Source organism: Microbacterium sp. LjRoot45 (assembly GCF_964253325.1).
Lineage (GTDB): Bacteria > Actinomycetota > Actinomycetes > Actinomycetales > Microbacteriaceae > Microbacterium.
This window is the reverse complement of sequence record NZ_CAXUQM020000001.1, coordinates 353,767-374,181: the sequence shown is the minus strand read 5'-3', so window position 1 is coordinate 374,181 and position 20,415 is coordinate 353,767. Positions and strand designations below refer to the sequence as shown.

Annotated in this window: 17 protein-coding genes; 4 read left to right on the top strand and 13 right to left on the bottom strand. The window is 70.0% G+C overall.

All coding sequences use genetic code 11. The features are described 5' to 3' along the window. Positions 1-6: 6 nt before the first annotated feature. The 5 genes from ACSQ18_RS01640 to ACSQ18_RS01620 all read right to left on the bottom strand — a co-directional run bounded on the left by ACSQ18_RS01640 (position 7) and on the right by ACSQ18_RS01620 (position 4,209). The gene (locus tag ACSQ18_RS01640) at positions 7-774 is read right to left on the bottom strand and encodes an SDR family NAD(P)-dependent oxidoreductase (protein ID WP_436035320.1); all 768 of its coding nucleotides are present in this window, start codon (positions 772-774) and stop codon (positions 7-9) included. After that, positions 771-1,514 (bottom strand): SDR family NAD(P)-dependent oxidoreductase, encoded by a 744-nt coding sequence (locus ACSQ18_RS01635; protein WP_436035319.1) that lies wholly within the window; start codon positions 1,512-1,514, stop codon positions 771-773. Before ACSQ18_RS01635 ends, ACSQ18_RS01640 begins: the two co-directional genes overlap by 4 nt. Further along, on the bottom strand, positions 1,511-2,293 hold the full coding sequence (locus ACSQ18_RS01630) for an amino acid ABC transporter ATP-binding protein (RefSeq protein WP_301039174.1): 783 nt from the start codon (positions 2,291-2,293) through the stop codon (positions 1,511-1,513). Before ACSQ18_RS01630 ends, ACSQ18_RS01635 begins: the two co-directional genes overlap by 4 nt. 5 nt (positions 2,294-2,298) lie before the next feature. Continuing rightward, the gene (locus ACSQ18_RS01625; protein WP_436035318.1) at positions 2,299-3,225 is read right to left on the bottom strand and encodes an amino acid ABC transporter permease; all 927 of its coding nucleotides are present in this window, start codon (positions 3,223-3,225) and stop codon (positions 2,299-2,301) included. Between the two features lie 81 nt (positions 3,226-3,306). Beyond that, on the bottom strand, positions 3,307-4,209 hold the full coding sequence (locus tag ACSQ18_RS01620) for an ABC transporter substrate-binding protein (RefSeq protein WP_160142584.1): 903 nt from the start codon (positions 4,207-4,209) through the stop codon (positions 3,307-3,309). A 290-nt stretch (positions 4,210-4,499) separates the two neighbouring features. Between ACSQ18_RS01620 and ACSQ18_RS01615 the strand changes: the two genes are divergently transcribed. Further along, a complete protein-coding gene (locus ACSQ18_RS01615; RefSeq protein WP_436035317.1) occupies positions 4,500-5,267 on the top strand; it encodes an IclR family transcriptional regulator in 768 nt (255 codons plus the stop codon). A 126-nt stretch (positions 5,268-5,393) separates the two neighbouring features. On the opposite strand, the gene dld is transcribed toward ACSQ18_RS01615, so the two are convergent. The 3 genes from dld to ACSQ18_RS01600 are packed head-to-tail and all read right to left on the bottom strand — an operon-like array spanning position 5,394 to position 9,081. Then, the gene (dld, locus tag ACSQ18_RS01610; RefSeq protein WP_436035316.1) at positions 5,394-7,100 is read right to left on the bottom strand and encodes a D-lactate dehydrogenase; all 1,707 of its coding nucleotides are present in this window, start codon (positions 7,098-7,100) and stop codon (positions 5,394-5,396) included. Beyond that, positions 7,097-8,248 carry a Gfo/Idh/MocA family protein gene (locus ACSQ18_RS01605; protein WP_436035315.1) on the bottom strand — a complete coding sequence of 384 codons (1,152 nt, stop codon included), beginning with the start codon at positions 8,246-8,248 and terminating at the stop codon, positions 7,097-7,099. Before ACSQ18_RS01605 ends, dld begins: the two co-directional genes overlap by 4 nt. Beyond that, positions 8,245-9,081 (bottom strand): class I fructose-bisphosphate aldolase, encoded by an 837-nt coding sequence (locus ACSQ18_RS01600; protein WP_436035314.1) that lies wholly within the window; start codon positions 9,079-9,081, stop codon positions 8,245-8,247. Before ACSQ18_RS01600 ends, ACSQ18_RS01605 begins: the two co-directional genes overlap by 4 nt. A gap of 131 nt (positions 9,082-9,212) precedes the next feature. Between ACSQ18_RS01600 and ACSQ18_RS01595 the strand changes: the two genes are divergently transcribed. Genes ACSQ18_RS01595 through ACSQ18_RS01585 form a run of 3 tightly spaced genes read left to right on the top strand, consistent with a single transcriptional unit; the run spans position 9,213 to position 12,282 of the window. After that, positions 9,213-10,205 (top strand): carbohydrate kinase family protein, encoded by a 993-nt coding sequence (locus ACSQ18_RS01595; RefSeq protein WP_436035313.1) that lies wholly within the window; start codon positions 9,213-9,215, stop codon positions 10,203-10,205. A gap of 41 nt (positions 10,206-10,246) precedes the next feature. Continuing rightward, entirely contained in the window at positions 10,247-11,293 is a 1,047-nt protein-coding gene (locus tag ACSQ18_RS01590; protein WP_436035312.1) for a LacI family DNA-binding transcriptional regulator, read from the top strand. Beyond that, a complete protein-coding gene (locus ACSQ18_RS01585; protein ID WP_436035311.1) occupies positions 11,290-12,282 on the top strand; it encodes a class I mannose-6-phosphate isomerase in 993 nt (330 codons plus the stop codon). Before ACSQ18_RS01590 ends, ACSQ18_RS01585 begins: the two co-directional genes overlap by 4 nt. A 31-nt stretch (positions 12,283-12,313) precedes the next feature. On the opposite strand, the gene ACSQ18_RS01580 is transcribed toward ACSQ18_RS01585, so the two are convergent. From ACSQ18_RS01580 to ACSQ18_RS01560, 5 genes are all read right to left on the bottom strand, one after another. Next, positions 12,314-13,927, bottom strand: coding sequence for a fucose isomerase (locus ACSQ18_RS01580; protein WP_436035310.1), 1,614 nt, complete (start codon positions 13,925-13,927; stop codon positions 12,314-12,316). Beyond that, positions 13,924-17,184 (bottom strand): glycoside hydrolase family 2 protein, encoded by a 3,261-nt coding sequence (locus ACSQ18_RS01575; RefSeq protein ID WP_436035309.1) that lies wholly within the window; start codon positions 17,182-17,184, stop codon positions 13,924-13,926. The genes ACSQ18_RS01580 and ACSQ18_RS01575 overlap by 4 nt, the downstream gene beginning before the upstream one ends. A 74-nt stretch (positions 17,185-17,258) precedes the next feature. Continuing rightward, positions 17,259-18,161: a carbohydrate ABC transporter permease gene (locus ACSQ18_RS01570; protein ID WP_436035308.1), complete on the bottom strand. Its 903-nt coding sequence runs from the start codon at positions 18,159-18,161 to the stop codon at positions 17,259-17,261. Further along, the gene (locus ACSQ18_RS01565) at positions 18,161-19,090 is read right to left on the bottom strand and encodes a carbohydrate ABC transporter permease (protein ID WP_436035307.1); all 930 of its coding nucleotides are present in this window, start codon (positions 19,088-19,090) and stop codon (positions 18,161-18,163) included. Before ACSQ18_RS01565 ends, ACSQ18_RS01570 begins: the two co-directional genes overlap by 1 nt. 16 nt (positions 19,091-19,106) lie before the next feature. Next, positions 19,107-20,408, bottom strand: a complete 1,302-nt coding sequence (locus ACSQ18_RS01560) for an ABC transporter substrate-binding protein (RefSeq protein WP_436035306.1) — start codon at positions 20,406-20,408, stop codon at positions 19,107-19,109. Positions 20,409-20,415 lie beyond the last annotated feature (7 nt).

Here is a 20,415-nt window from a genome sequence, read left to right as displayed (position 1 = left end):
CGACGCTCAGATGAGGGCGCGTCCTCCGTCCACGCGGATGGTCACGCCGTTCACCGCGGCGGGTGCCGAGGCGAGGAACAGGAGGACGTCGACGACGTCGGCGAGGGTCGTCTCGCGCACCGGCAGACCCTTGACGACGGTGAGCTCGGAGGCCGCCGGGTCCTCGCCGCGCGCGCGGCGGAGGTCGTCGTTCACCCCGTCGTCGGAGCGGTAGAACTGCGTCGGGGCGACGCTGTTGCACGGCACGAGCGGGCTGAGGGCCACTGCGAGCTGCTCCATGAGCCGGGCCAGGGCGCTCTTGGCGACGATGTGCGGCACGAGGTCGGGCCAGGACTCCTCGAGCGAGTTGCCGAGGATCGCGAGGATGCGGCCGCCGCCCTGCGCCGCCATCACGTCGCCGGCGGCCTGCGAGAGGAAGAAGGGGCCGCGCAGATTCACCCCGAACGACGAGTCGACGTCGTCGACGGTGAGCTCGGCGAAGGGCCGCGGGCGGAACGTGCTCGCGTTGTGCAGAAGGAGGTCGAGGCGGCCGGAGCGAGCGACGACCTCCGCGACCATCGCGCGGGCCGCAGCGGGGTCGGACACGTCGCCCTCGATCGCCCGCACCGTGCCCGGCATCCCGGTCGACCGGGCCCGCTCGATCACGGCGGCGGCCTGCTCGGCCTGCCCCCAGTGGTTGATGTGGACGTCGTACCCCTCCGCGGCGAATGCGAGGGCGATCTCGGCGCCGGCCCGTTCGGCCGCACCCGTGATGAGCATCGTCGGGGCGCTCATACGCGCTCACCCCCCGCGAGGGTGATGGTCTGCCCCGTCACGGCGACCGACTCGTCCGAGATGAGCCAGCGGACGGCGGATGCCACGTCGCGCGGCGTCGGCAGGGGCAGCACCCGGCGCAGGTCGCCGATGCGGTCGAGCGCGGCGAACACGGGGTCGGACTCGGCGAGGTCGTCGGCGGCGTCTACGCCGATGCGTCCGAGGCTGAGGACGTTCGCCCGCACCCCCGACGTCCCCTCCTCCAGCGCCAGAACGTGGGTCAGGGTCGCGGCGGCAGCCTTGACCGCCCCGAACTGTCCGAGCCCCGGATGCAGTCGCGTCGACAGCGCGCCCCCCAGGAAGACGACCGAGCCGCGGGTGCGTCGCAGGCTCGGCACGGCAGCGCGGCACAGGTGCGCGTGGGCACGGTAGCCCCGGAGGCCGGCGTCCATCGCAGCGTCGTCGGTCTCCGCGACGGGCGCGGCCGGGACGGTCGGCCAGGCGGCGTTGACGACGTGGTCGAGGTCGCCCCACGCCCGGGCGACAGCGCCGATCGCGGCATCCGCCTGACCTGCGTCGGCCAGATCGGCCTGGACCACGAGGTGTCCCGTGCCGGCCAACTCGTTCGCCAGGGCGCGGGCGGCCTCGGCACGACGATGCGCGTGCACGGCCACGCGATAGCCGGCACCGGCGAGATCATGGGCGATCGCGTGACCGAGCGCGCCCGTCGCCCCGGCCAGCAGCACCCCGCGCCCGGTCAATGCAGCCCCCGGGCGAGGAATCCGCGGATGCGCGGCGAGCGCTCGGGGTCGAGCACCTCGGACGGCGTGCCCGCCGCCTCCACGACGCCGTCGGCCATGAACACGACCTGATCGGAGACCTCTCGGGCGAACCCGATCTCGTGGGTGACGACGATCATGGTGGTCTCGGCGCCGTCGGCGAGGCGCCGCATGACATCGAGCACCTCGCCCACGAGTTCGGGGTCGAGCGCGCTCGTCGGCTCGTCGAAGAGGATGAGTTCGGGCTTCATGGCGAGCGCCCGGGCGATCGCGACGCGCTGCTGCTGACCGCCCGAGAGCTGGCCCGGGTACTGGTTCGCCTTCTCGGCGAGACCGACGGATGCCAGCAGCTCCCGCGCTTCGGCCTCCGTCTCGCGCTTGGGCCGGCGCAGCACCACCTGCGGCCCTTCGACGAGGTTGGCGAGCACCGTCTTGTGCGGGAAGAGGTTGAAGTTCTGGAAGACCATGCCGATCCGCTGCCGCTGCCGGCACATGTCGCGGTCGGACAGCGCGTGGTACGAGCCGCCCCGCTCCTCGTAGCCGATGACCTGATTGCCGACGCGGATGATGCCGGAGTCGATCGGGATGAGGCGGTTGATCGAGCGCAGGAGCGTCGACTTGCCGGAGCCGCTCGGCCCCAGGATCGAGGTCACCGTGTTGGCGGGGGCGTGGAGGGAGACGCCCTTCAGGACCTCGTGGTGGTGGTAGCTCTTGTGCACGTCGATGACGTCGACATTCGTGCTGCGAAGGGTCCCGGTCATGGCGGTCACGCTCCCTTTCCGGTGCGGCGGAACAAGGGGAAGAGTTCGTTGCGGGCGGCGATGTTGCCGACCTCCGACGCGGTCGCTCCCCGGCCGTAGTGCGCCTCGATCTTGCTCTGCCCGAAGCTCAGCACCGAGGTGAGCACGAGGTACCAGATGGAGACGGTCAGCAGCAGCGGGATGACCTCGAAGGTGCGGGAGTAGATGCTCTGCGCGCTGTACATGAGGTCGGACAGGGCGATGACCGAGACGAGCGACGTGGACTTCAGCATCCCGATGGTCTCGTTTCCCGTCGGCGGGATGATCACGCGCATCGCCTGCGGCAGGATGATCCGGCGGAACGACTGCGCCCGCGTCATCCCGATCGACGTGGCTGCTTCGCGCTGACCCACGGACACCGACAGGATGCCGGCGCGGATGATCTCGGCGAGGTAGGCGCCCTCGTTGAGCCCGAGCCCCAGGATCGCGGCCAGCAGCGGCGTGACGACGTCGTTGGTCGTCACCGACACCCACGGCTCGAGGAACGGGATGCCGAGGCTGAGCTCCGGGAAGAGATAGCCGAGGTTGTACCAGAACACGAGCTGGACGAGCACGGGCGTGCCGCGGAAGAACCAGACGTACAGTCCGCTCGACCAACGCAGGGTGCGGCTCTCGGACACCCGCATCACGGCGATCACGACGCCCAGCAGGAGGCCGATGACCATCGCGATGAACGTGAGGAAGATCGTCATCCACAGACCCGAGAGGATCTTCGGGTCGAACAGGTACGACACGACGGTCGGCCAGGCGAACCGCTCGTTGGTGATGACCGTCACCGCCGCGAACAGGGCGACGAGGAGGACGGCCACGATGCCCGCGATCCGCCAGGGGTGGCGTCGTGGCACGAAGTGCGGTGCCGTCGTGGGCGCGCCTTCTGCTGTCGTGAGGGTCATGGTGTCCTCCATCGGGTGGGATCGGGAAAGGGAGGGACGGGGGTGGCGGACGGCGGACCGGCCGCCACCCCCGGCGTCGACTCAGTCGAGCGGACGCGTGGTGGCGAGGTTGATGCCGGGCTCCTCGAGGGCGAGCGACTCCATGCCCCACTTCTCGAGGATGTCCATGTAGGTGCCGTCGGCGATCACGGCCTCGAGGCCGGCGAGCAGTGCGTCCTGCAGCTCGGTGTTGTCCTTGGCGATGACCATGCCGAGGTACTTCTGCGGGAACGACTCGATCGACGCGTAGTTGATCGGGGTCGGCGCCGTCTGGTTCAGATACGCAGCGGCCGACGTGCCGAGGATCATGAAGTCGACGCGTCCGGAGTTGAGCGCGTTGTAGGTGTCGGCGGCGTTCGGGTATTCCTGGATGACCACCGGGTCGAGTCCCGCCTCGGCGCAGGCCGGGTTGAGGATGTCGTTGACCTTGTCGATCGTGTCGAAGCCGGTCTGGGCACCCATCGTCTCGCCGCAGAGGCTGAGGTCGTCGCCCTCGGTGATCGGACCGTCGTACGACTCGATCGTGACGACATCGGTCTTGTCGAAGATGTAGTTCACGAACGACACCTCCTGCTCGCGCTCGGCGTTGTCGCTGATGCACTCCATGGCGATGTCGTACCGGCCGGACTGGACGCCCGGGATGAGGCTCGCGAACTGGGTGTTCTCGACCTCGAGGGTGACGCCGAGTTTGGCGGCGATGGCATCCCACAGGTCGACCTCGTAGCCGACCATGACGTCGGACCCCTCTTCGAAGAACTGGCACGGCGGGTAGTTGGCGTCGGTCGCCAGGGTGAGGGTCTCACCGGCGAACGGGGTGGACACCTCGGCGGCGGTCGTCGTGGTCTCGTCCGGCGACGGCGTCGCGGCGCTGCAGGCAGCGAGGGCGAGTGCCGCCGTCAGGACGATGCCTGCGGCGGCAGCGGTGCGAAGACGTGCAGTGTGCATGGTCTTACCTCTCTGTGGTGCGTCTTTGTCGGGTGATGCAGGATGCGCCGCGGCCGTTCGGCATGGGTTTCGGGACCCCCGTTCCCCGGGCTGAGCCGAGGAGTTGAGAGCCATGCTAGGAAGCCGAAATCGCGATCCGCAGGGGTGGAGGAGGTGCCCGAGTCCGGGATTTCAGACCTGCCCGGCGGTCGTTTCGACGGTGTTTCCCGGCGATTCCGCCCGCGTACCGGGTTTCTCTGAGGGCTCTCGGGAAACAGTCCGAGATCCCGGACTCGGCGTACCGTGTGGCCATGAGTGACATCCCCGCCGCCCGTCACGCGTTGCGCGTGCTCCGGTTCGTCGCCAGTCAGAGCGGTCCGGTCCGCGCCTCCACCGTGATGCGAGAAGTGGGGCTGCCGCGCTCGACGACCTTTCAGCTCATCAAGGTCATGCAGGAGGAGGGCTACCTCGTGCACTTCCCGGAGGATCGCGCCTACGGCCTCTCCCCCCTCATGGCGGAGCTCGGCAACGGCTACCTGCGCGCCGGCAAGGTGAGCCGACTCGCCGAGCCGCTCCTGGAGAAGCTCGTGCGGCGCACCGGACTGCCCGTGGTCGGTCACCTGGGGGTGCTGCACAACGACGACGTCGAGTACGTCGTCAAGCACGCGGCACCGCGCGCACCCTCTCTCGTCACCGACATCGGCGTGCACCTGCCCGCGCACCTCACCGCGACGGGGAGGGCGATCCTCGCCCTCCTCCCCCGCGAGCAGGTGCGCGCACTGTACCCGCATCCCGCGAGCCTCACGACGCGCAACGGCCGGGGCCCCGCGACCCTCCGCGAGTTCGAGGACATCCTCGCCGAGACGCGTGCCCGCGGCTACGCCGTCGAGACCGGGGAGGTTACGCCGGACTGCGCCTCCGTCGCCGTCGCGGCCCTCGACCACAACGGCTACCCGGCGGCGGCGATCGGCATCACCTTCCGCAAGATCGCCGTCGACGCCGGCATCTGGCCGCAGCTGGGCGCCGCCGCGCAGATCTCGGCGGGCGCATTGTCCATGCGACTGCGCGGGAAGATCTAGCGGGGCGCTACGGGCGCACGGCGCGGCCCGGACGCCCGGATACAGGCAGATTCGACCGCAGCGCGCGGCGGCGACGCCGACGCGGCCGGTTCTGCCTGTACCCGGTCCGCGGCGTGACGCGGCAGTTCAGCGCCAGTGCTTCCGCGGCGACGTTCCTCCCACGCCGGCGTTGAAGACGTTGCCGGGGTCGAGCTGTCGATAGTGCGCTTCCAGCGCCGCGGGGACCGCGTAGATGCGTCCGTAGTTGTGCTCCGCGGGGAGGGCGGCGCCGCGTTCTTCGAGGAGGGACACCATCCGCTTCTTCAGAGCGGCGCTGTCGACACCTTTCGCGACGATGTGGTCCTGATGCATCACGTGGCAGAAGAAGTGGCCGTAGTACGAGCTCACCACCAGCTGCGCCGAGATGTCGTCGGGGAGGACCTCGAGCCAGTCCTCGTCGTCCCGGCGAAGAGCGACGTCGAAGCTGAGCAGTCCGGAGACGTCGTTGCGGTGCAGGTTGGCGTAGCGGGTCATGGCGCTGGCCGCGCCGAAGCGCAGCAGCATGGCGCTGATGGCTTCGCTCGGGGAACAGCGGAAGTACGACCCCGACCGTGCGGATTCCGCGAAGAAGTCCGTCAGGAGCGTCTCGACGGCCGGCGACTCGGCCGCGCCCGTCACGAGGATGAGGTGGTGCGCGAAAGCGTCGCGGTAGCGGAGCAGTCGTGCGGGGATCTGCTGCGGGAAAAGGGCGAAGAGCGCCTGCGAGATCGAGTCGGCGAAGGTGGGACCCAGGAACGGGATCTTCGCGAACACCCCGTTGGCCCAGCTCTTCAGTGCGAACATCCGCACGAGCACTTTGCTGCCCGCGTACTTGAGCGCGACGAAGGTGTCCTTGCCGTAGCGGGCCGCCAGGTCGAACGCGGAGCGCCCGAGGTACTCGCCGGAGATCGGCAGCGGGTCGATCGAGCGGAGCACCGCCCGTCGCAGGTCTTCGAGTTCCCGCGCACTGTCGGTGCCGATGTAGAAGGTCGTGGTCTGCGTCTCACGGGGGAACGTCCGCGTCCGCACGGCGAAGATCATGAGCTTCCCCGCGCTGCCCGATGCCTCGTGCAGGAACGTGGGGTCCGCGTTGAACCGTGCGGGTGTCGGCACGATCTGCCGAACGTGGTCGGCGTATCCCGTCTGGGAGGCGTCCGGGGGCGCGGGCGTCACGTCGACGGCATCCCATTCGCCGCGTTCCACCCGTTCGAGCATCTCCTCCGGATCCTCGGGGAGACGGATGCCGAGGTGATTGACGAGCGTCAGCTCGCCAGCATCGTCGACCCGCGCGAAGAGCGCCTGCTCCGTGTAGGCCGGCCCCTTGCGCACCTGGCTTCCGCCGGAGTTGTTCGCGATGCCGCCGACCACCGACGCGCCGATCGCGCTCGATCCGATGACGGAGTGCGGCTCCCGGCCGTGCGGGGCCAGAACCTCCTCCAAGCCGTACAGCGTGGCACCGGCGAGGCAGACCGCCTCGCGCGCGCCGTGGAGGAGGTGGATGCCGTCGATCCTCAGCGTCGAGATGATGACGACGTCGCGGTCGTACTCTTCGTCGCCGGGGCCAGAGCCCCCGGTGAGTCCGGTGTTGGCGGCCTGCGGGATCACGATGAGGTCGTGCGCGACGCAGATGCGCAGGACGCGCCACATCTCGACGAGGCTGCCGGGCCGGAGCACGGCGAGCACGGCACCTCCGCCGAAGCGGCTCCCCTTCGTGTACGGGGCCGTCGACCGCGGCGACGTGAGCACGTGCGACCGCCCCACGACACCCTCGAACGCACCGATCGCCGCGGCCGAGGCGGCGCGCCTCGCGGTCATCCCGCCGACGGAAGGTCGACGCGGATGCCGTCGTCCTCCGACCGCCGTGCGGCATCGGCCAAGCGGTGAGCGGCCAGCGCCTCCTCGGGCGTCGCGCACCCGAACCGGTCGCCCAGCAGTCCCTCGCGCTCGGCGAGGAAGGCCGCCCACATCTGCAGGATGGCGTCGGAGAAGCCCGACTCGAAGATCGCGCCCGTCACGGTGGGCCACACCGATTGGCTGCCGACCTGCACGCTCTGCCACGACTGTTCGACTCCCACACCGGGGACGTCGATCCGGGAGAAGACCTCCACCGTCTTGGGTGAGGCGGTGGAGAACCGTGCACCACCGCTCATTCCCGTCACCTCCAGGTACCAGGTGTTCTTCTGCCCGGGCGCGACCCGCTCCACCCGCACGTCGAGCGGGAAGCTCTCGTCGGCGGGACCGGAGTCGGCGTGGATCGCCGCGTTCTCCCACGTGTCGACGCGCACGCGCGCGCCGTCGGGTCCGGGACGGGTCTGCACGAGGTCGGAGAGCTGCGCTGTGAGGCGCCGCGGAGCCCAGCCGAGGCGCAGCGGAACGTGCCAGGCGTGCATGCCGAGGTCGTTCATCACCCCCGCCTCGCCGCAGAACGCCGCCTGCCGCTTCCAGTTGATCGGCTTGTCGACGTCCAGGTCGCTGGAGTGCAGGAACCCGGATCGCACCGCCACGACTCGACCGACGGCGCCCGAGCGCACGTACTCGACGACCGCTTGGGCGCCGGGGAAGAAGGGCATCTCGCTCGAAACGCGCACGAAGGCGCCCGAACGCCCGGCCTCGGCGACGATGCGCTCGGCTGCCGCCGCGTCGATGCCGAAGGGCTTTTCGGCGAGGAGGTCCTTCCCGGCGCGCAGCGCCCGCGTGTACAGGTCTTCGTGCAGATCGTGTCGCACCGCGATGTAGACGACGTCGGCGTCTCCGGCGAAGACCTCGTCGGCATCCGTCGTCAGTGTCTCGACCGTCGAGATGTCGCGGAACCACTCGAGCGCGTCGGGATTGATGTCGCACACGGCGGTCAGGCGTGGGCGCACGGGGTGATCGACCAGCGCGGGCCACCGCTGGATCGCCGCCGCGATCTCGCGGCCCATGAGGCCGCCGCCGATGATGGCGATCTTCACGTCGACGCTCATCGGGCCGCCTCCTCGAGCTCGGCGAGCGCCTCGTCGGCGGTCGTGCCGTCGTGGAGCACGCTCAGCAGGGCGCGGGTGATGGCGGCCGGCCGCGGATGCTGGATGATGTTGCGGCCGTAGACGATGCCGCGCGCGCCCTGCTCGAGCACGGCCGCCGTGCGGGTGACGAGCGTGCGGTCGTCCACCCGGCCGCCGCCGCGGACGAGCACGGGCACGTCGCCGGCCACCTGGATGACCCGGTGGTATTCGTCGATCCGGTCGGCCGGGTCGGCCTTGATCAGGTCGGCGCCGAGTTCGACGGCCTGGCGAACGAGGGTGACGATCTTCTCGATGTCGCCGTCGACGCCGTACCCGTCGGCTTCGGCACCCTGCATCACGAGCGGTTCGATCATGAGCGGCATGCCGTAGCGCGTGGCTTCGCGGCGCAGCTCGACGATCGATCGGATGCAGGCCTCTCGGATCTCGGGCCTGCCGGGCAGCTGCATCAGGTTGACGCAGACGGCGACGGCATCCAGGCGCACGGCCTCCTCGATCGCGTGAGGGACGTGGTGGCTGAAGATGTGGCTGTCGAGGGGACGTCCGTAGACGTTGGCGACGTCGGTGCGCAGCACGAGCGCGGGCTTGTGCTTGCCCGGCACCGACTGCAGGTGGCGCGCCTGACCGAGGGTGAGCTGCACGGCGTCGGGCCCCGCCTCGACGAGGGTGGCGATGACCGAGCGCATGTCTTCGATGCCGTCGATGAACGATCGCTCCCCGAAGAAGCCGTGATCGACGGCGACGTCGAGAGCGCGTCCCGACCCGGCGTCGAAGAGTCTGTTGAGCCGAGGGAGCATCAGTGATCCGTCCTTGAAATGTCGTGGGAGTGGTGGAACGGCTGCAACAGTAGTACGGTGAGACAACGTTGTCTAGCCATCGACGCCGATGCGGGACACGCCCCTCCGCGCGATCAACACCGAGGAGCACAATGCGCGCCATCGTCGCCGGGCACATCTGCCTCGACTTCACCCCCCGCCTGCCCGCGGACGCCGAGATCGTCCCGGGAACGCTGCGGGAGGTCGGCCCCATGACCGTGTCTGCCGGAGGCTGCGTGTACAACACGGGCAGCGCGCTGGCCGAGTCGGGGATCGAGGTGGTCCTGGCCGCCGAGGTCGGCCGCGACGTGCTGGGCGACCTCCTCGCCGAGCAGCTCCGCGACGAGGGCTTCGCCGCGGAGCTCTCCCGCAGCCCGGAGCGCGCGACGTCGTTCTCCATCGTTCTCGAGCGCCCCGGCGACGACCGCTCGTTCTGGCATCACGTCGGAGCGTGCGCCGACTTCGACGGGAGCCGGGTGGGCCTGGCGGATGCCGATGCCCTCCACGTCGGCTATCCGTCGCTGCTGCCGGCCCTCGCCGCCGACGGCGGACGCGCCCTCCTCGCGCTGCTCGCCCGCGCGCGTTCGAACGGCCTGCTCACCTCGGTCGACCTGGCCGTGGTCGACGAGACCGCCGAAGCCGCCGCGATCGACTGGACCGATCTGCTCGCGCGGATGTGCGCCCTGACCGACGTGTTCACGCCGAGCATCGACGATCTGCGGTCCGCGCTGTCGTCGGACGCGACAGACGACGCGACCGACGTCGTCGCGCACGCCGAGTGGGCGATCGCCCACGGTGCCGCCGTGGTCGCCCTGTCGGCGGGAAGCCGGGGGAGCTTCCTCGCCGTCGCCGACGAGGACCGGTTGCGGCGCGTTCCGGGCGCGCTGTCACTGCACGCGCCCGCCTGGTCTGGATATCGCGGATGGGTGCCCGCCGCGCCCGTCGACGTGGTGCGCACGACCAACGGCGCGGGAGACGCACACAGCGCGGGTTTCCTCGCCGCCCTCCTGCGCGGCGCCGACCCCGGTACGGCGGCACGCTGCGCGGCGGAGGCGGCCCGGGCTAGAATCCAAGGACTTCCGATTCGCGAGTCGATTCCCCAGTGAGTCCCCGGTCGCGACTTCACCCGCGTGGACGAGAGGTGTCGATGGCAGACATCACGCGACGTCGCCCGACCATGACCGACGTGGCCGCTCGCGCCGGCGTCAGCCTCAAGACCGTCTCCCGGGTGATCAACGGCGTGACCACCGTCGACGAGGACATGGCCGAACGCGTGCGCGCGGCCGCCGGCGAGCTGGGCTTCCGCCCCAACCAGATGGCCGCGACGCTGAAGTCGGGAGCCGCGACGGCGATGATCGGCCTCGTGATCAAAGACATCGCCAACGAGTTCTACGCCTCGATCACGCAGGGAGCGGCGGAGGTCGCCGCGCAGCGCGGCGTGCAGCTCATCACGTCCAGCACGACCGACGAGGACGTCAGCGACGAGAGCGAGCTGGCGACGATCTTCGAGCTGTGCCGACGACGGGCCGACGGACTCATCATCGTGCCGCGCGGTCACGATCAGTCTCCGCTCGCGCGGGAGATCGAGATGGGCACCCCGATGGTCTTCGTCGACCGGGCACCCGTCGACCTCGACGCGGATGCCGTCGTCCTCGACAACGTCGGCGGCGCGACCGCGGTCGTCGAAGCGCTGATCGCTCAGGGCCATCGGCGGATCGGCATGGTGTTCGACTCCCTCGAGATCGCGACGATGCGCGAGCGCCGCGACGGCGCCGTCGCGGCGCTGCGCGCCCACGGCCTCGACGTCGGTGACGAGCTCCTCCGCGCTGAGACCCACGGTCCGGGAGCCTCGGCATCCGCTGTCGCCTCCCTCCTCGACTCGGCCGACCCGCCCACCGCCGTCTTCTGCGGCAACAACCGCGCCACGATCGGCGCGGTCGAAGAGATCTGGCGGCGGCGGACCGACGTCGCCATCGGGGGGATCGACGACTTCCACCTCGCCCACCTGATGCCGATCCCGTTGACGCTCGGCGCGTACGACGCCACCGAGCTCGGTCGACAGGCCGCCCGGCTGCTCTTCTCGCGCATCGACGGTCACCGCGGACCGGGCCGACGTGAGACGCTGCCGATCGTCGTGCGCTCGTCCGGCATCCCTGCGCAGGATCTCCCGCGCGGTGCCCGGGAGACCCGGTGACGGCACTCGCTCCCGTCGCCCTCCCCGCCAACCAGCCCCGCGACCGGTTCTATGCCGGCGGTGAGCGGATCGCCCGTCTCCGTGGCGCCGAGACGGCGACCCCGCACACCCCCGAGGACTGGGTGGCATCCACGACCCCTCTCTTCGGCGAAACCGACAAAGGGCTCTCCCCGCTCGGTCGGGGCACGCTGCGCGACGCCGTCGAGAGCGATCCCGTCGGATGGCTCGGCGCCGCTCACGCGGAGCGCTACGGCAGCGACACCCGCCTGCTCGTGAAGCTCCTCGACGCCGGGCAGCGACTGCCGGTGCACGCGCACCCCGACGACGCCTTCGCGCTTCGCCACCTCGGTCACGCGCACGGCAAGTCCGAGGCCTGGTACATCGTGGAGCCGGGGGTCGTGCATCTGGGACTTCGGCGTGACGTGGATGCCGAGGAGCTCCGCGGGCTCGTCGACGATCAGCGGGTCGACGAGTTGCACGCCCTCCTCCACACGCGCGAGGTGAACGCCGGCGACACCGTCTTCGTGCCGGCCGGGATGCTGCACGCGATCGGCGAAGGGGTGCTCCTGGTCGAGGTGCAACAGCCCGAAGACCTCTCGATCCTGCTCGAGTGGCGCGGCTTCGACATCGACGGGACCACCGCGGGCCATCTGGGCCTCGGCTTCGACGTCGCCCTCGGCGCGGTCGATCTTCACCGCACCGCCCCGGAGGCGGTCGACGCGCTGATCAGCACCGATCACACGCGGGCCTCGGCGCTGGTCGACGCCGCCGACGCCTTCTTCCGGATCGAGCGGCTCTCCGCACCCGCGACCGTGGCCCCCGGGTTCGGTGTGCTGGTCGTGCTCGACGGGTCCGGACGGCTTCGCGGTGCGCACGGCGTGCTGCCGCTCGAACGCGGAGCGACGGTCGTTCTACCGCACGCCGCCGGCGAACTCACGCTCGACGGCGACGCGACCGTCGTGGTCTGCCGCCCCCCGGCCGCCGGCTAGTCGGGCTTCTTCGGCGGCCGGGAGACGAACCTCACAGGGGCGTGTCTCCGCAGAGGAAGACCGGCACACCCAATTCGGCGAAGAGGGCTGCTTTCGCGATCAGCGCGCGGTCGGCGCCCTCGGCGTCGGGGGCGTACGCCACCTGCACATGATTGGCGGGATGCCGGCCCATCATCTGGTCGCGGGTGACCCCGTGCAGCACGGCGTGCATGATCGGCCACTGCGAGGTGGTCGCCGCCCACCTCCGCTCGGTCTCCTCGCGCGGCAGCTCCACGACCGTTGCGCGACCCAGATCGACGCGCACCTCCCCCGCCTCCACGTAGACGCGCGACCATACGATCTCGCCGGGCTTGGAGATGCCCTTGATCGTGCCGCCGCCGAGCGGGAAGTAGCTGGGACGCTGACGTTCACTCACCGCTCCCGCATACCCGTCGACGAGGTGGGCAGGCGGCACCGCACCCGAGATCTCGAACACCCAGACGAAGTCGTCGCCGTACTGCTCGCCCCACCGGATGTCGTGGAGCGTGTTCGCCGGATCGAAGCCCAGCTCGGTCCACACCCGTTCGGTCAGCAGCGCGTCGACCGCGACGCCCTCGTCCACCTCGTTGAAGTGCGGGAGCATCCGCCCCTCCCACAGCACCCGCGACCCGTCGCGGCTGCGCACGGGCGGCCGGTGCGGGTCGTTGAGCAGCCCCTCCGCGAGATCGCTCGCGGGTACGAGGTCTTTGAGACCCTGCTGGTATTGGATGCCGACGGCATCCAATCCGAAGTCGTCGGCGATCCGCAGAGCCGCGATGTACATCTTCAACTGCTGGTGGATCTGCGCGTCGGTGAGCTCCGTCGCCTCGTCGTCGCCGGTGAGGAAGCGCATGCCCGCGTCTTCGAGCCAGGCCCGCACCGCGTCGGCGTCGGCATCGGAGGTCTCCCGCATCTCCGCGTACAGCGCGCTCTGCGAGAGGCGCTCCTTGAAGATGCCGAGCGGATTGAGCAGCTCGTCGTCGATGATCGCGTTGTACATGCCCATGCAGCCCTCGTCGAACACCCCGACGATCGCCTTCCGGCGGCGGAGGTCGTCGGCGAGGCGGCGGCCCAGTTCGCGCTCGGGGCCCTCCGGGATCGCCGTCAGCGGGCGGACGTGCGACTCGTCCGGATGGACACGGCCGGTGCTCATCCACGTGCGCAGGCCGTCGAGGAACCACTCGTCGTCGAAGCCCTCGCTCCACAGCGTCGAGTAGGCGACTCCTGCCTTCCGCAGCCCGGCGTTGAGCCCGAGCATCCCCACCAGCCCCGGCCACTCCCCCGAGAAGTTCGCGACCGTGAGGATCGGACCGCGGTGGAAGCGGAGCCCGGGGAGGACGTGGTGGCTGTACTGCCAGATGGTCTCGGCCACCACGACGGGAGCGTCTTGCGGGATGCCGAGGAAGGCGTCCATTCCCCGACGCTGACTGTCGAGGAATCCGTGGCCCTTGACCGGGTCGAACTCGTGCGCCCGCACGAGCGACCAACCCTCGGCCTCGAAGGTGCGGGACAGCGCCGCCTCCATCGCCTGCTGCGTCGGCCAGCCTTCGCGGTTGGCCGATTCCCGCAGGTCGCCACTGGCGACCAGGTATGCCGTGCGGCCCTCGCGGGTGATCGTTGCGGTCATCGTCCGTCCTCCTCGTTCTGGTGCGCCCCGGTGATGACAGCGCGAGCGGGGGCGTTCCACGCGCGCACCTCCCAGCGGTCCGCGTCGGACACGCTCTGCGCGTCTCCCGCGATCACGATCGTGCGGCTCTCGCCCGGCGGGATCGACACGTGCGCTCCGCGGGTGAACACGCGCGGCCGGCTGCCGTCCGGTCCCGTGATCTCACAGAAGACGGCGAGCGCGTCGCTCGTGTTGCTCACCGTGACCGGCAGCGTGCGCACGCCTTCGGCATCCTGAACGGCACCCGCGCGAGCCTCGAGCGTCGCCTGCGCCAGCGCGGCACCGGGCTCCCGGTGATCGCGCACCACCAGAGCGGGCTCGGACACCCGGACGGCGGGGTCGGCGTACAGTTCCACCTCGTCGAAGGCGACGAACCTCTCGGTGTCGTCACGACCGGCGACGACGAAACGCCAGTAGGTCGCGGTCGTCTCCGGGAGGGAGAGGTCGAGGCTCCACTGCGCGCGGTACGCGGCACGGCGCCCCAGCTGCCCGCCGAGTCCCGGATTGCTCCGCTCCTCCGACGTGCGCGTGCGATCGCCCAGGAGCGGTGCGAGGCGATCGAAGTCGGCGACGCGACGCCACGACTCGAGGTCGTCGGAGACCTCGATGGTCAGGCGATCCAGGGTGCGGTCGCCGTGCGTGCCGCTGCGGTCGCGACCGAGCACGATCCGCGTGATCCCGCCGTCCCCGGCGGCGGGTTGAAGGATGAACCATCCCTCGCGCGTCGGCGACTGCCACACCGCCCCCGAGCCGAAACCGTCGCGCGGCGTGCAGTAGCGCCCGTCGATGAGGCCGGCGACCGGATCGTGGTCGCGCACCTCCGCACCCGAGACGGCGTGCACTCGTCCGCCGTTGCCGCTCCACGCCCGGTTGTGGGCATTGGCGGGATCGACTCCGGCGGCCTCGATCGCACCGGCGACCGGCCGGCGTCCGGCGGGAAGGAGCGGCGCGAACGGCGCGCGCACTCCGAGCGCACCGAACACGTGAAGGCGTTCGGCGACCGTCTGCCCGTCGACGACCGTCGCGAGCCGAACGAGAAGCGGCGACCGGTCGTCGGGCTGGGTGAGGGTGACGGTGTCGACGACGCGTGCTTCGCGCGGTTCGAGGTCGCCCGCGTCGCCCGTGTGCCGAGCGACCGATCGGCCGTCGACGCCGTACACCTCGAGCACCCACGTCACCGCGTACACGCGCGCGGGCTCGTCGCTGACGACGCGGATGTCGACGGGGAACTCCGCGCCGGGCTCGTGGAGGATCGTGTCGTAGCGCAGCGACGCCGCGACGGGCGCCATCGCCTGCGCGAAGAAGTCGAACGCCGGAACCGCCCGGCCGTCGTAGTCGATGAGGAAGCTTCCCGCCGCGTTGGACCACGGCTCGTTGAAGTCCCATGTCGTGAAGCCGCCCAGCGCGTCACCCCGCGCGCGCAGCGCGTCGACGGCGTAGCGGATGCCCTCGGCCCCGAGGAACTGTCCGGCTCGCAGCATGTCGGGCAGCGACCGCGACACACCGAACATCTCCTCGGTGAGCGGCAGGGTCAGCCAGAAGTCGTCGGAGAAGACGGCGTTCGTCGCGTTCTTGCGGACGAGGATCGGATCGTCGGCGGAGTCGATCGGCCAGCGCGATGCGGAGGGGATGTCCCGCTCCCACACGTCCAGAAGGGCGGGCGTCTGCGTGCCGAACTCGCCGTAGCGCATGAGCGGGTTCTCGCCGAGGTTGTCGGTCATCGTGGTGTCGTCGTAGTGCCCGTAGAACCACTCGTGGTCGTAGTGCCACGGCGAGTGACGCGAGCCCTCCATCGGGCACGTCGCGCGGAACAGACGCGTGTCTTCGGCGGCGACCGCGCGTCGCATGGTCTCCAAGGCCGGGTAGTCGTCGCGCTGGAGCCAGTGCAACTCGTTGCCGCCCGACCACTCGACGATCGACGGGTGGTGGCGCAACTGCCGGACGATGTCGGACACCGTCGCCTCGAGGTTCGCGAGGAACTCCGGGTCGTCCTCCATGAGGCAGTTCCCGACGGGGAACTCGTGGAGGATCAGCAGCCCCAGCTCGTCGGCGAGGTCGTACATCGACGGCGGAAGCGTCACCCCGCCCCCGTGCACCCGCACCGCGTTCATCCCGGCTTCCACGGCCGCACGGATGAACCAGTCCCCGCCGCGGTCGTTCCGTCCGAACAGGAGGTCCGGGGAGACGATGTTCGACCCCATGGTGCGCACCCGGCGGCCGTTGACGACGAGCATGAAGGGGTTGATGAAGTCGCGCTCCGCACCCTCCACCTGCTCCCAGCGGACGTCGCGCAACCCCACCCGGCGCTCGGCCGCGTCTGACGTCGCGCCTTCGGCATCCATCACCCGGGCCACGACCCGGTAGAGCGGCTGCGCGCCGTGGCCGACGGGCCACCACAGGGCCGGGGCGTCCACCGTGACGGCGAGTCGGACGGTGTCGCCGTGCACCGCGACGCGGGAGGTCAGGGGGGCGCCATCGGGCCCGACGATCTCCACCTCCACGTCGTGGGGAGTGTCACCGACGGCATCGAGGTCGAGCGTCACGATGACCTCGGCACGCTCGGGCGTGACGTTCGCGTCGACCCGCATCTCGGCGATGCGGACCGCGCCCGTCACGCGCTGCTCGACGTCGCGCCAGATGCCGAGCGCCCACGTGTTGGTGGCCCAGTCGTAGCTGCACGTCGCCGGGCTCTTGAGGTCGCGCAGGGTGCGTCGGATGCGGTTGTTGGCGAAGACGAAGAAGCCCGCCGTCTCCGCTCCCGACTGCGCACCGTCCGCCTCCTGCAGCACGGGAAGCAGCTCCGCCGGCATCGGGTCGATGTCCACGCGGAGCACGTACGCGTCGCGTCCTCGCACCTGGTCGGTGACCTCCACCGTGAAGCGGCGGAACATGCCCGAGTGCCGCGCGACCTCGGTGTCGTCGACGAGGACGGTGCAGGAGAAGTCCACACCGTCGAAAGTCACGAACACCCGATCGCCGGCCGCGGCATCCACGGCGACCGTGCGCTCGTACCGCCACCCGGTCAGCGCGACGTCGTGCCAGCGCGGGTCGCCGAGACCCACCGACAGCGGCGCGAGCAGCCCCGCCCTCTCGAGATCGTCCTGGACGTTCCCCGGCACCCGCGCGGCGACCGGTGCGGGCACGGCGAAGACCGCCGGGTCGAGAGGGCGGACGGCCCACTCCGAGCCGTTGAGGCGGTGGACGTGAGGCGAAGGCACGGCGGGGGTCTCCTGTCGGAACGGGGTGGAAGCTGCGAAGGGAAGGGAATCGGTGGTCGGATGCGGCACCGGGCTCACTCCTTCACGGCGCCGCCGAGACCGGCGGTCGTGAACCAGCGCTGACCGAGCACGAACAGCACGACGCTCGGCAGCATCAGCAGGGTCGCGTCGGCCATGATCGCGCCGGTGGGGTTGTCGAGCCGTTGGATGATGTTGGACTGGAACGAGATGAGCGAGACGGCCAGCGGCTGCATCTCCTGCGCCTTGGTGATGAGGAACGGCCACAGGAAGTCGTTCCAGGGCCCGACGAACGAGAGCACCACGCCCGTCACCAGCGCCGGCCGGGTCAGCGGCAGGATCACGTAGAGCAGCGTGCGCACGTGTCCGGCGCCGTCGAGCTTGGCCGCCTCGATCATCTCGACCGGGATCGTCAGGAAGAACTGCCGGTAGATGAACACGACACCCGCGTTGATCGCGAACGGCAGGATCATGCCCGCGTAGCTGTCCCCCAGTCCGTACGAGCGGGTCACGAGCACGTACAGCGGGATGAGGAGCACCTGGAAGGGCACGATCTGCAGGAGCAGCACCGTGCCGAAGACGAGTCGACTGCCGTGGAACCGGATGAAGGCGAGCGCGTACCCGCACAGCAGCGCGCCGATCTGCGTGAGCAGCACGACCCCACCTGCGAAGATCGCCGAGTTGATCATCGAACGGCCGACGTTCGTCGACTCGAACAGCTCCGCGTAGTTGTTGAGCGTCAACTGCCCCGGGACGAGCACCGACCAATCGGCCGTCCAGCTCGGGCTGAACGACACGATGAGCATGTAATAGAAGGGGAAGAGGAAGACGAGGGCACCGAGGGAGAGCGCGACGACCTGGATCGTGCGGCTCGCGGCCCTGCGCCGGCGGGCGCTCGCGCCGGGGCGCAGGCGATGCTGCGCACGACGTCCGGTGACGATGAGTTCGGTGGTGGTCATCAGCTGCTCCGGAAGAGTCGACGCTGCAGGAGCGAGATCACGAGGATGAAGATCCCGATCACGATGCCGAGGGCCGAGGCGTACCCCGCGTTGCCCTGCTGGAATCCCTGCTGGTAGATGAGCAGACCGGGGGTGGTCGAGGCGCCGTCGGGGCCGCCGCCCTGGGTCATGAGGTACGGCTCCGTGAAGATGTTGACGCACGTGATGGTGCACAGCACGATGACGAGCGTGGTCACGGGAGCCACCCCGGGGAGAGCGATGTGTAAGAAGCGACGCACCGCTCCCGCCCCGTCCATCTCGGCCGCCTCGAAGCGCTCGGCGGGAATGGACTGGAGCGCTCCGAGATAGAGGAGCACGAAGAACCCCAGCTGCTTCCACGACACGAAGAGCGAGATGATCGGCATCGCCCATACGGGGCTCATGAGGAAGCCATCCTCCGGCGCGAACGGCCCCAGGAGCGAGCTCAGGAGCCCGTCGGGCTGCAGCACGAGGATCGCGACCTGGATGAGGGCGACCGCCGCCGTGATGAAGGGGAGGTAGTACGCGGTGCGGAAGAACCCCCGCCCGCGGAGGGGCGAGTTCAGCGCGAGGGCCAGCAGGAGGCCGACGCCGATCGTCACCGGCACCGTGATGGCGATCGCCAGGAGCGCGTTGCCGAACGCCTGCTGCGTGCGCGGGTCGGTGAGGATCTTCGTGTAGTTGTCGATCCCGATGAACGGGAACTCGATCGAGGCGCCCGGAGCCGTGAAGCGGTAGGCGAAGAACGAGATGTAGACGGCCGTGCCGAGGGGGACGGCGAAGATGAGGATCGCGTAGAGCATGAACGGGGCGCTGAACAGCGCTCCCGCGACATGCTCTGCGCGCGTGCGCCGAGTCGCTTGGACTCCCCGGCGCACGCGCGCAGCGATCGAACGATCGATCGTGGTCATGTAGTGATTCTCCGGATCACTCCGCCAGCAGAGGCTTGACGGCCTCGTCGGCAGCGGTGAAGGCATCGGCGACGCTCACCGTCTGGTTGAACACCGCCTTGATGAAGTTGTCGCGGAAGGCCTGCCAGACCGCGACACCGTTCGGGGTCACCGGCACATCGGTGGTGCGGTCGGCCTGCTCGGCGAACTCCTTGACGACCGGCTGCTCCTGGAAGACGGCGTTGTCGAGCTCCGCCATGCCCTGGCGCAGCGGGATCTGCCACGCGGCCTCGAGCAGAGCGACGTCGTTCTCCTCCGACATCGAGTACTTCAGGAAGTCCCACGCGGTCGCCTTGTTCTCGCAGTTGCTGAACAGCGACACGACCTTCGCGTCGGCGAAAGTCCAGACATCGGATGCCGTGGAGCCGTCGGGAACCGGCACCGGGAATGCGCCGAGGTCGGTCACCTTGTCGGAGTTGCGCAGCGCCGAGACGGTGTACGAGCCGGTGATGAACATCGCGGCGTTGCCCTCGCCGAAGGGCCACGTGTTCGGCGGGATCTGCTTCGGGATGGCCCCGTCCTCGATGAGCCCGCGCAGCAGTTCGCCCGCGCCCACGCCCTCGGCCGAGCCGAACTTCGGCTGACCGTCGACGACGGCCTGCTGACCGCCGGACGCGGCGATGTAGAGCGGGTACCAGTCCCACCAGTTCCAGAAGTACTCGCCGCCCGTGCCGAGTGTCAGCGCGTAGTCGGCAGCACCGGAGTCGACGATCTTGTTGGCGGCATCCGCGAACTGCGAGTACGTCGTGATGCCGGGGTCCTCCGGGTCGAGTCCCGCCTTGGCGAACACGTCCTTGTTGTAGAGCACCATGTCGGGGTTGGACTTCCACGGCACGCTGTAGAACTGGTCGCCGAACGCGTAGCCGGTGGCGCGCTCGCCGCCGGTGCGCTCCTCGATGAACGAGTCGGCATCGTCGAAGGTCTCCGACAGGTTCACGACGCCGCCGGTGGCGACGAACTGTTGGATGCCGGCACCGTCCATGTTGTAGACGAGGCACGGCACGTTGCCGGCGACGATCGCAGCCTGCACGGCGGCGTTCGAGTCGGACGTCTGCGGCAGCGCCTCACCCGTCACCTGCTCGTCGGGGTGCTCGGCGTTCCAGGCCTTCATGACCTCTTCGGCCCAGACCTTCTCTTCGGGCACGTTGGAATACCACAGGGTGATGTCGCCGCGGGACTCGGTCGCGCTCGGCGACGGGCTCCCGCCTCCGGCGCACGATGTGAGCGCGAGCACGGCGACCGCGAGGGCCGCTCCTCCGCTCAGGATTCGCTTGTTCATGAGGCCT

Coding starts and splice junctions, on each gene's coding strand:
- ACSQ18_RS01640 (WP_436035320.1), bottom strand. CDS start 774: ATGAGCGCCCCGACGATGCTCATCACGGGTGCGGCCGAACGGGCCGGC.
- ACSQ18_RS01630 (WP_301039174.1), bottom strand. CDS start 2,293: ATGACCGGGACCCTTCGCAGCACGAATGTCGACGTCATCGACGTGCAC.
- ACSQ18_RS01625 (WP_436035318.1), bottom strand. CDS start 3,225: ATGACCCTCACGACAGCAGAAGGCGCGCCCACGACGGCACCGCACTTC.
- ACSQ18_RS01620 (WP_160142584.1), bottom strand. CDS start 4,209: ATGCACACTGCACGTCTTCGCACCGCTGCCGCCGCAGGCATCGTCCTG.
- ACSQ18_RS01615 (WP_436035317.1), top strand. CDS start 4,500: ATGAGTGACATCCCCGCCGCCCGTCACGCGTTGCGCGTGCTCCGGTTC.
- dld (WP_436035316.1), bottom strand. CDS start 7,100: ATGACCGCGAGGCGCGCCGCCTCGGCCGCGGCGATCGGTGCGTTCGAG.
- ACSQ18_RS01605 (WP_436035315.1), bottom strand. CDS start 8,248: ATGAGCGTCGACGTGAAGATCGCCATCATCGGCGGCGGCCTCATGGGC.
- ACSQ18_RS01600 (WP_436035314.1), bottom strand. CDS start 9,081: ATGCTCCCTCGGCTCAACAGACTCTTCGACGCCGGGTCGGGACGCGCT.
- ACSQ18_RS01595 (WP_436035313.1), top strand. CDS start 9,213: ATGCGCGCCATCGTCGCCGGGCACATCTGCCTCGACTTCACCCCCCGC.
- ACSQ18_RS01590 (WP_436035312.1), top strand. CDS start 10,247: ATGGCAGACATCACGCGACGTCGCCCGACCATGACCGACGTGGCCGCT.
- ACSQ18_RS01580 (WP_436035310.1), bottom strand. CDS start 13,927: ATGACCGCAACGATCACCCGCGAGGGCCGCACGGCATACCTGGTCGCC.
- ACSQ18_RS01570 (WP_436035308.1), bottom strand. CDS start 18,161: ATGACCACCACCGAACTCATCGTCACCGGACGTCGTGCGCAGCATCGC.
- ACSQ18_RS01565 (WP_436035307.1), bottom strand. CDS start 19,090: ATGACCACGATCGATCGTTCGATCGCTGCGCGCGTGCGCCGGGGAGTC.
- ACSQ18_RS01560 (WP_436035306.1), bottom strand. CDS start 20,408: ATGAACAAGCGAATCCTGAGCGGAGGAGCGGCCCTCGCGGTCGCCGTG.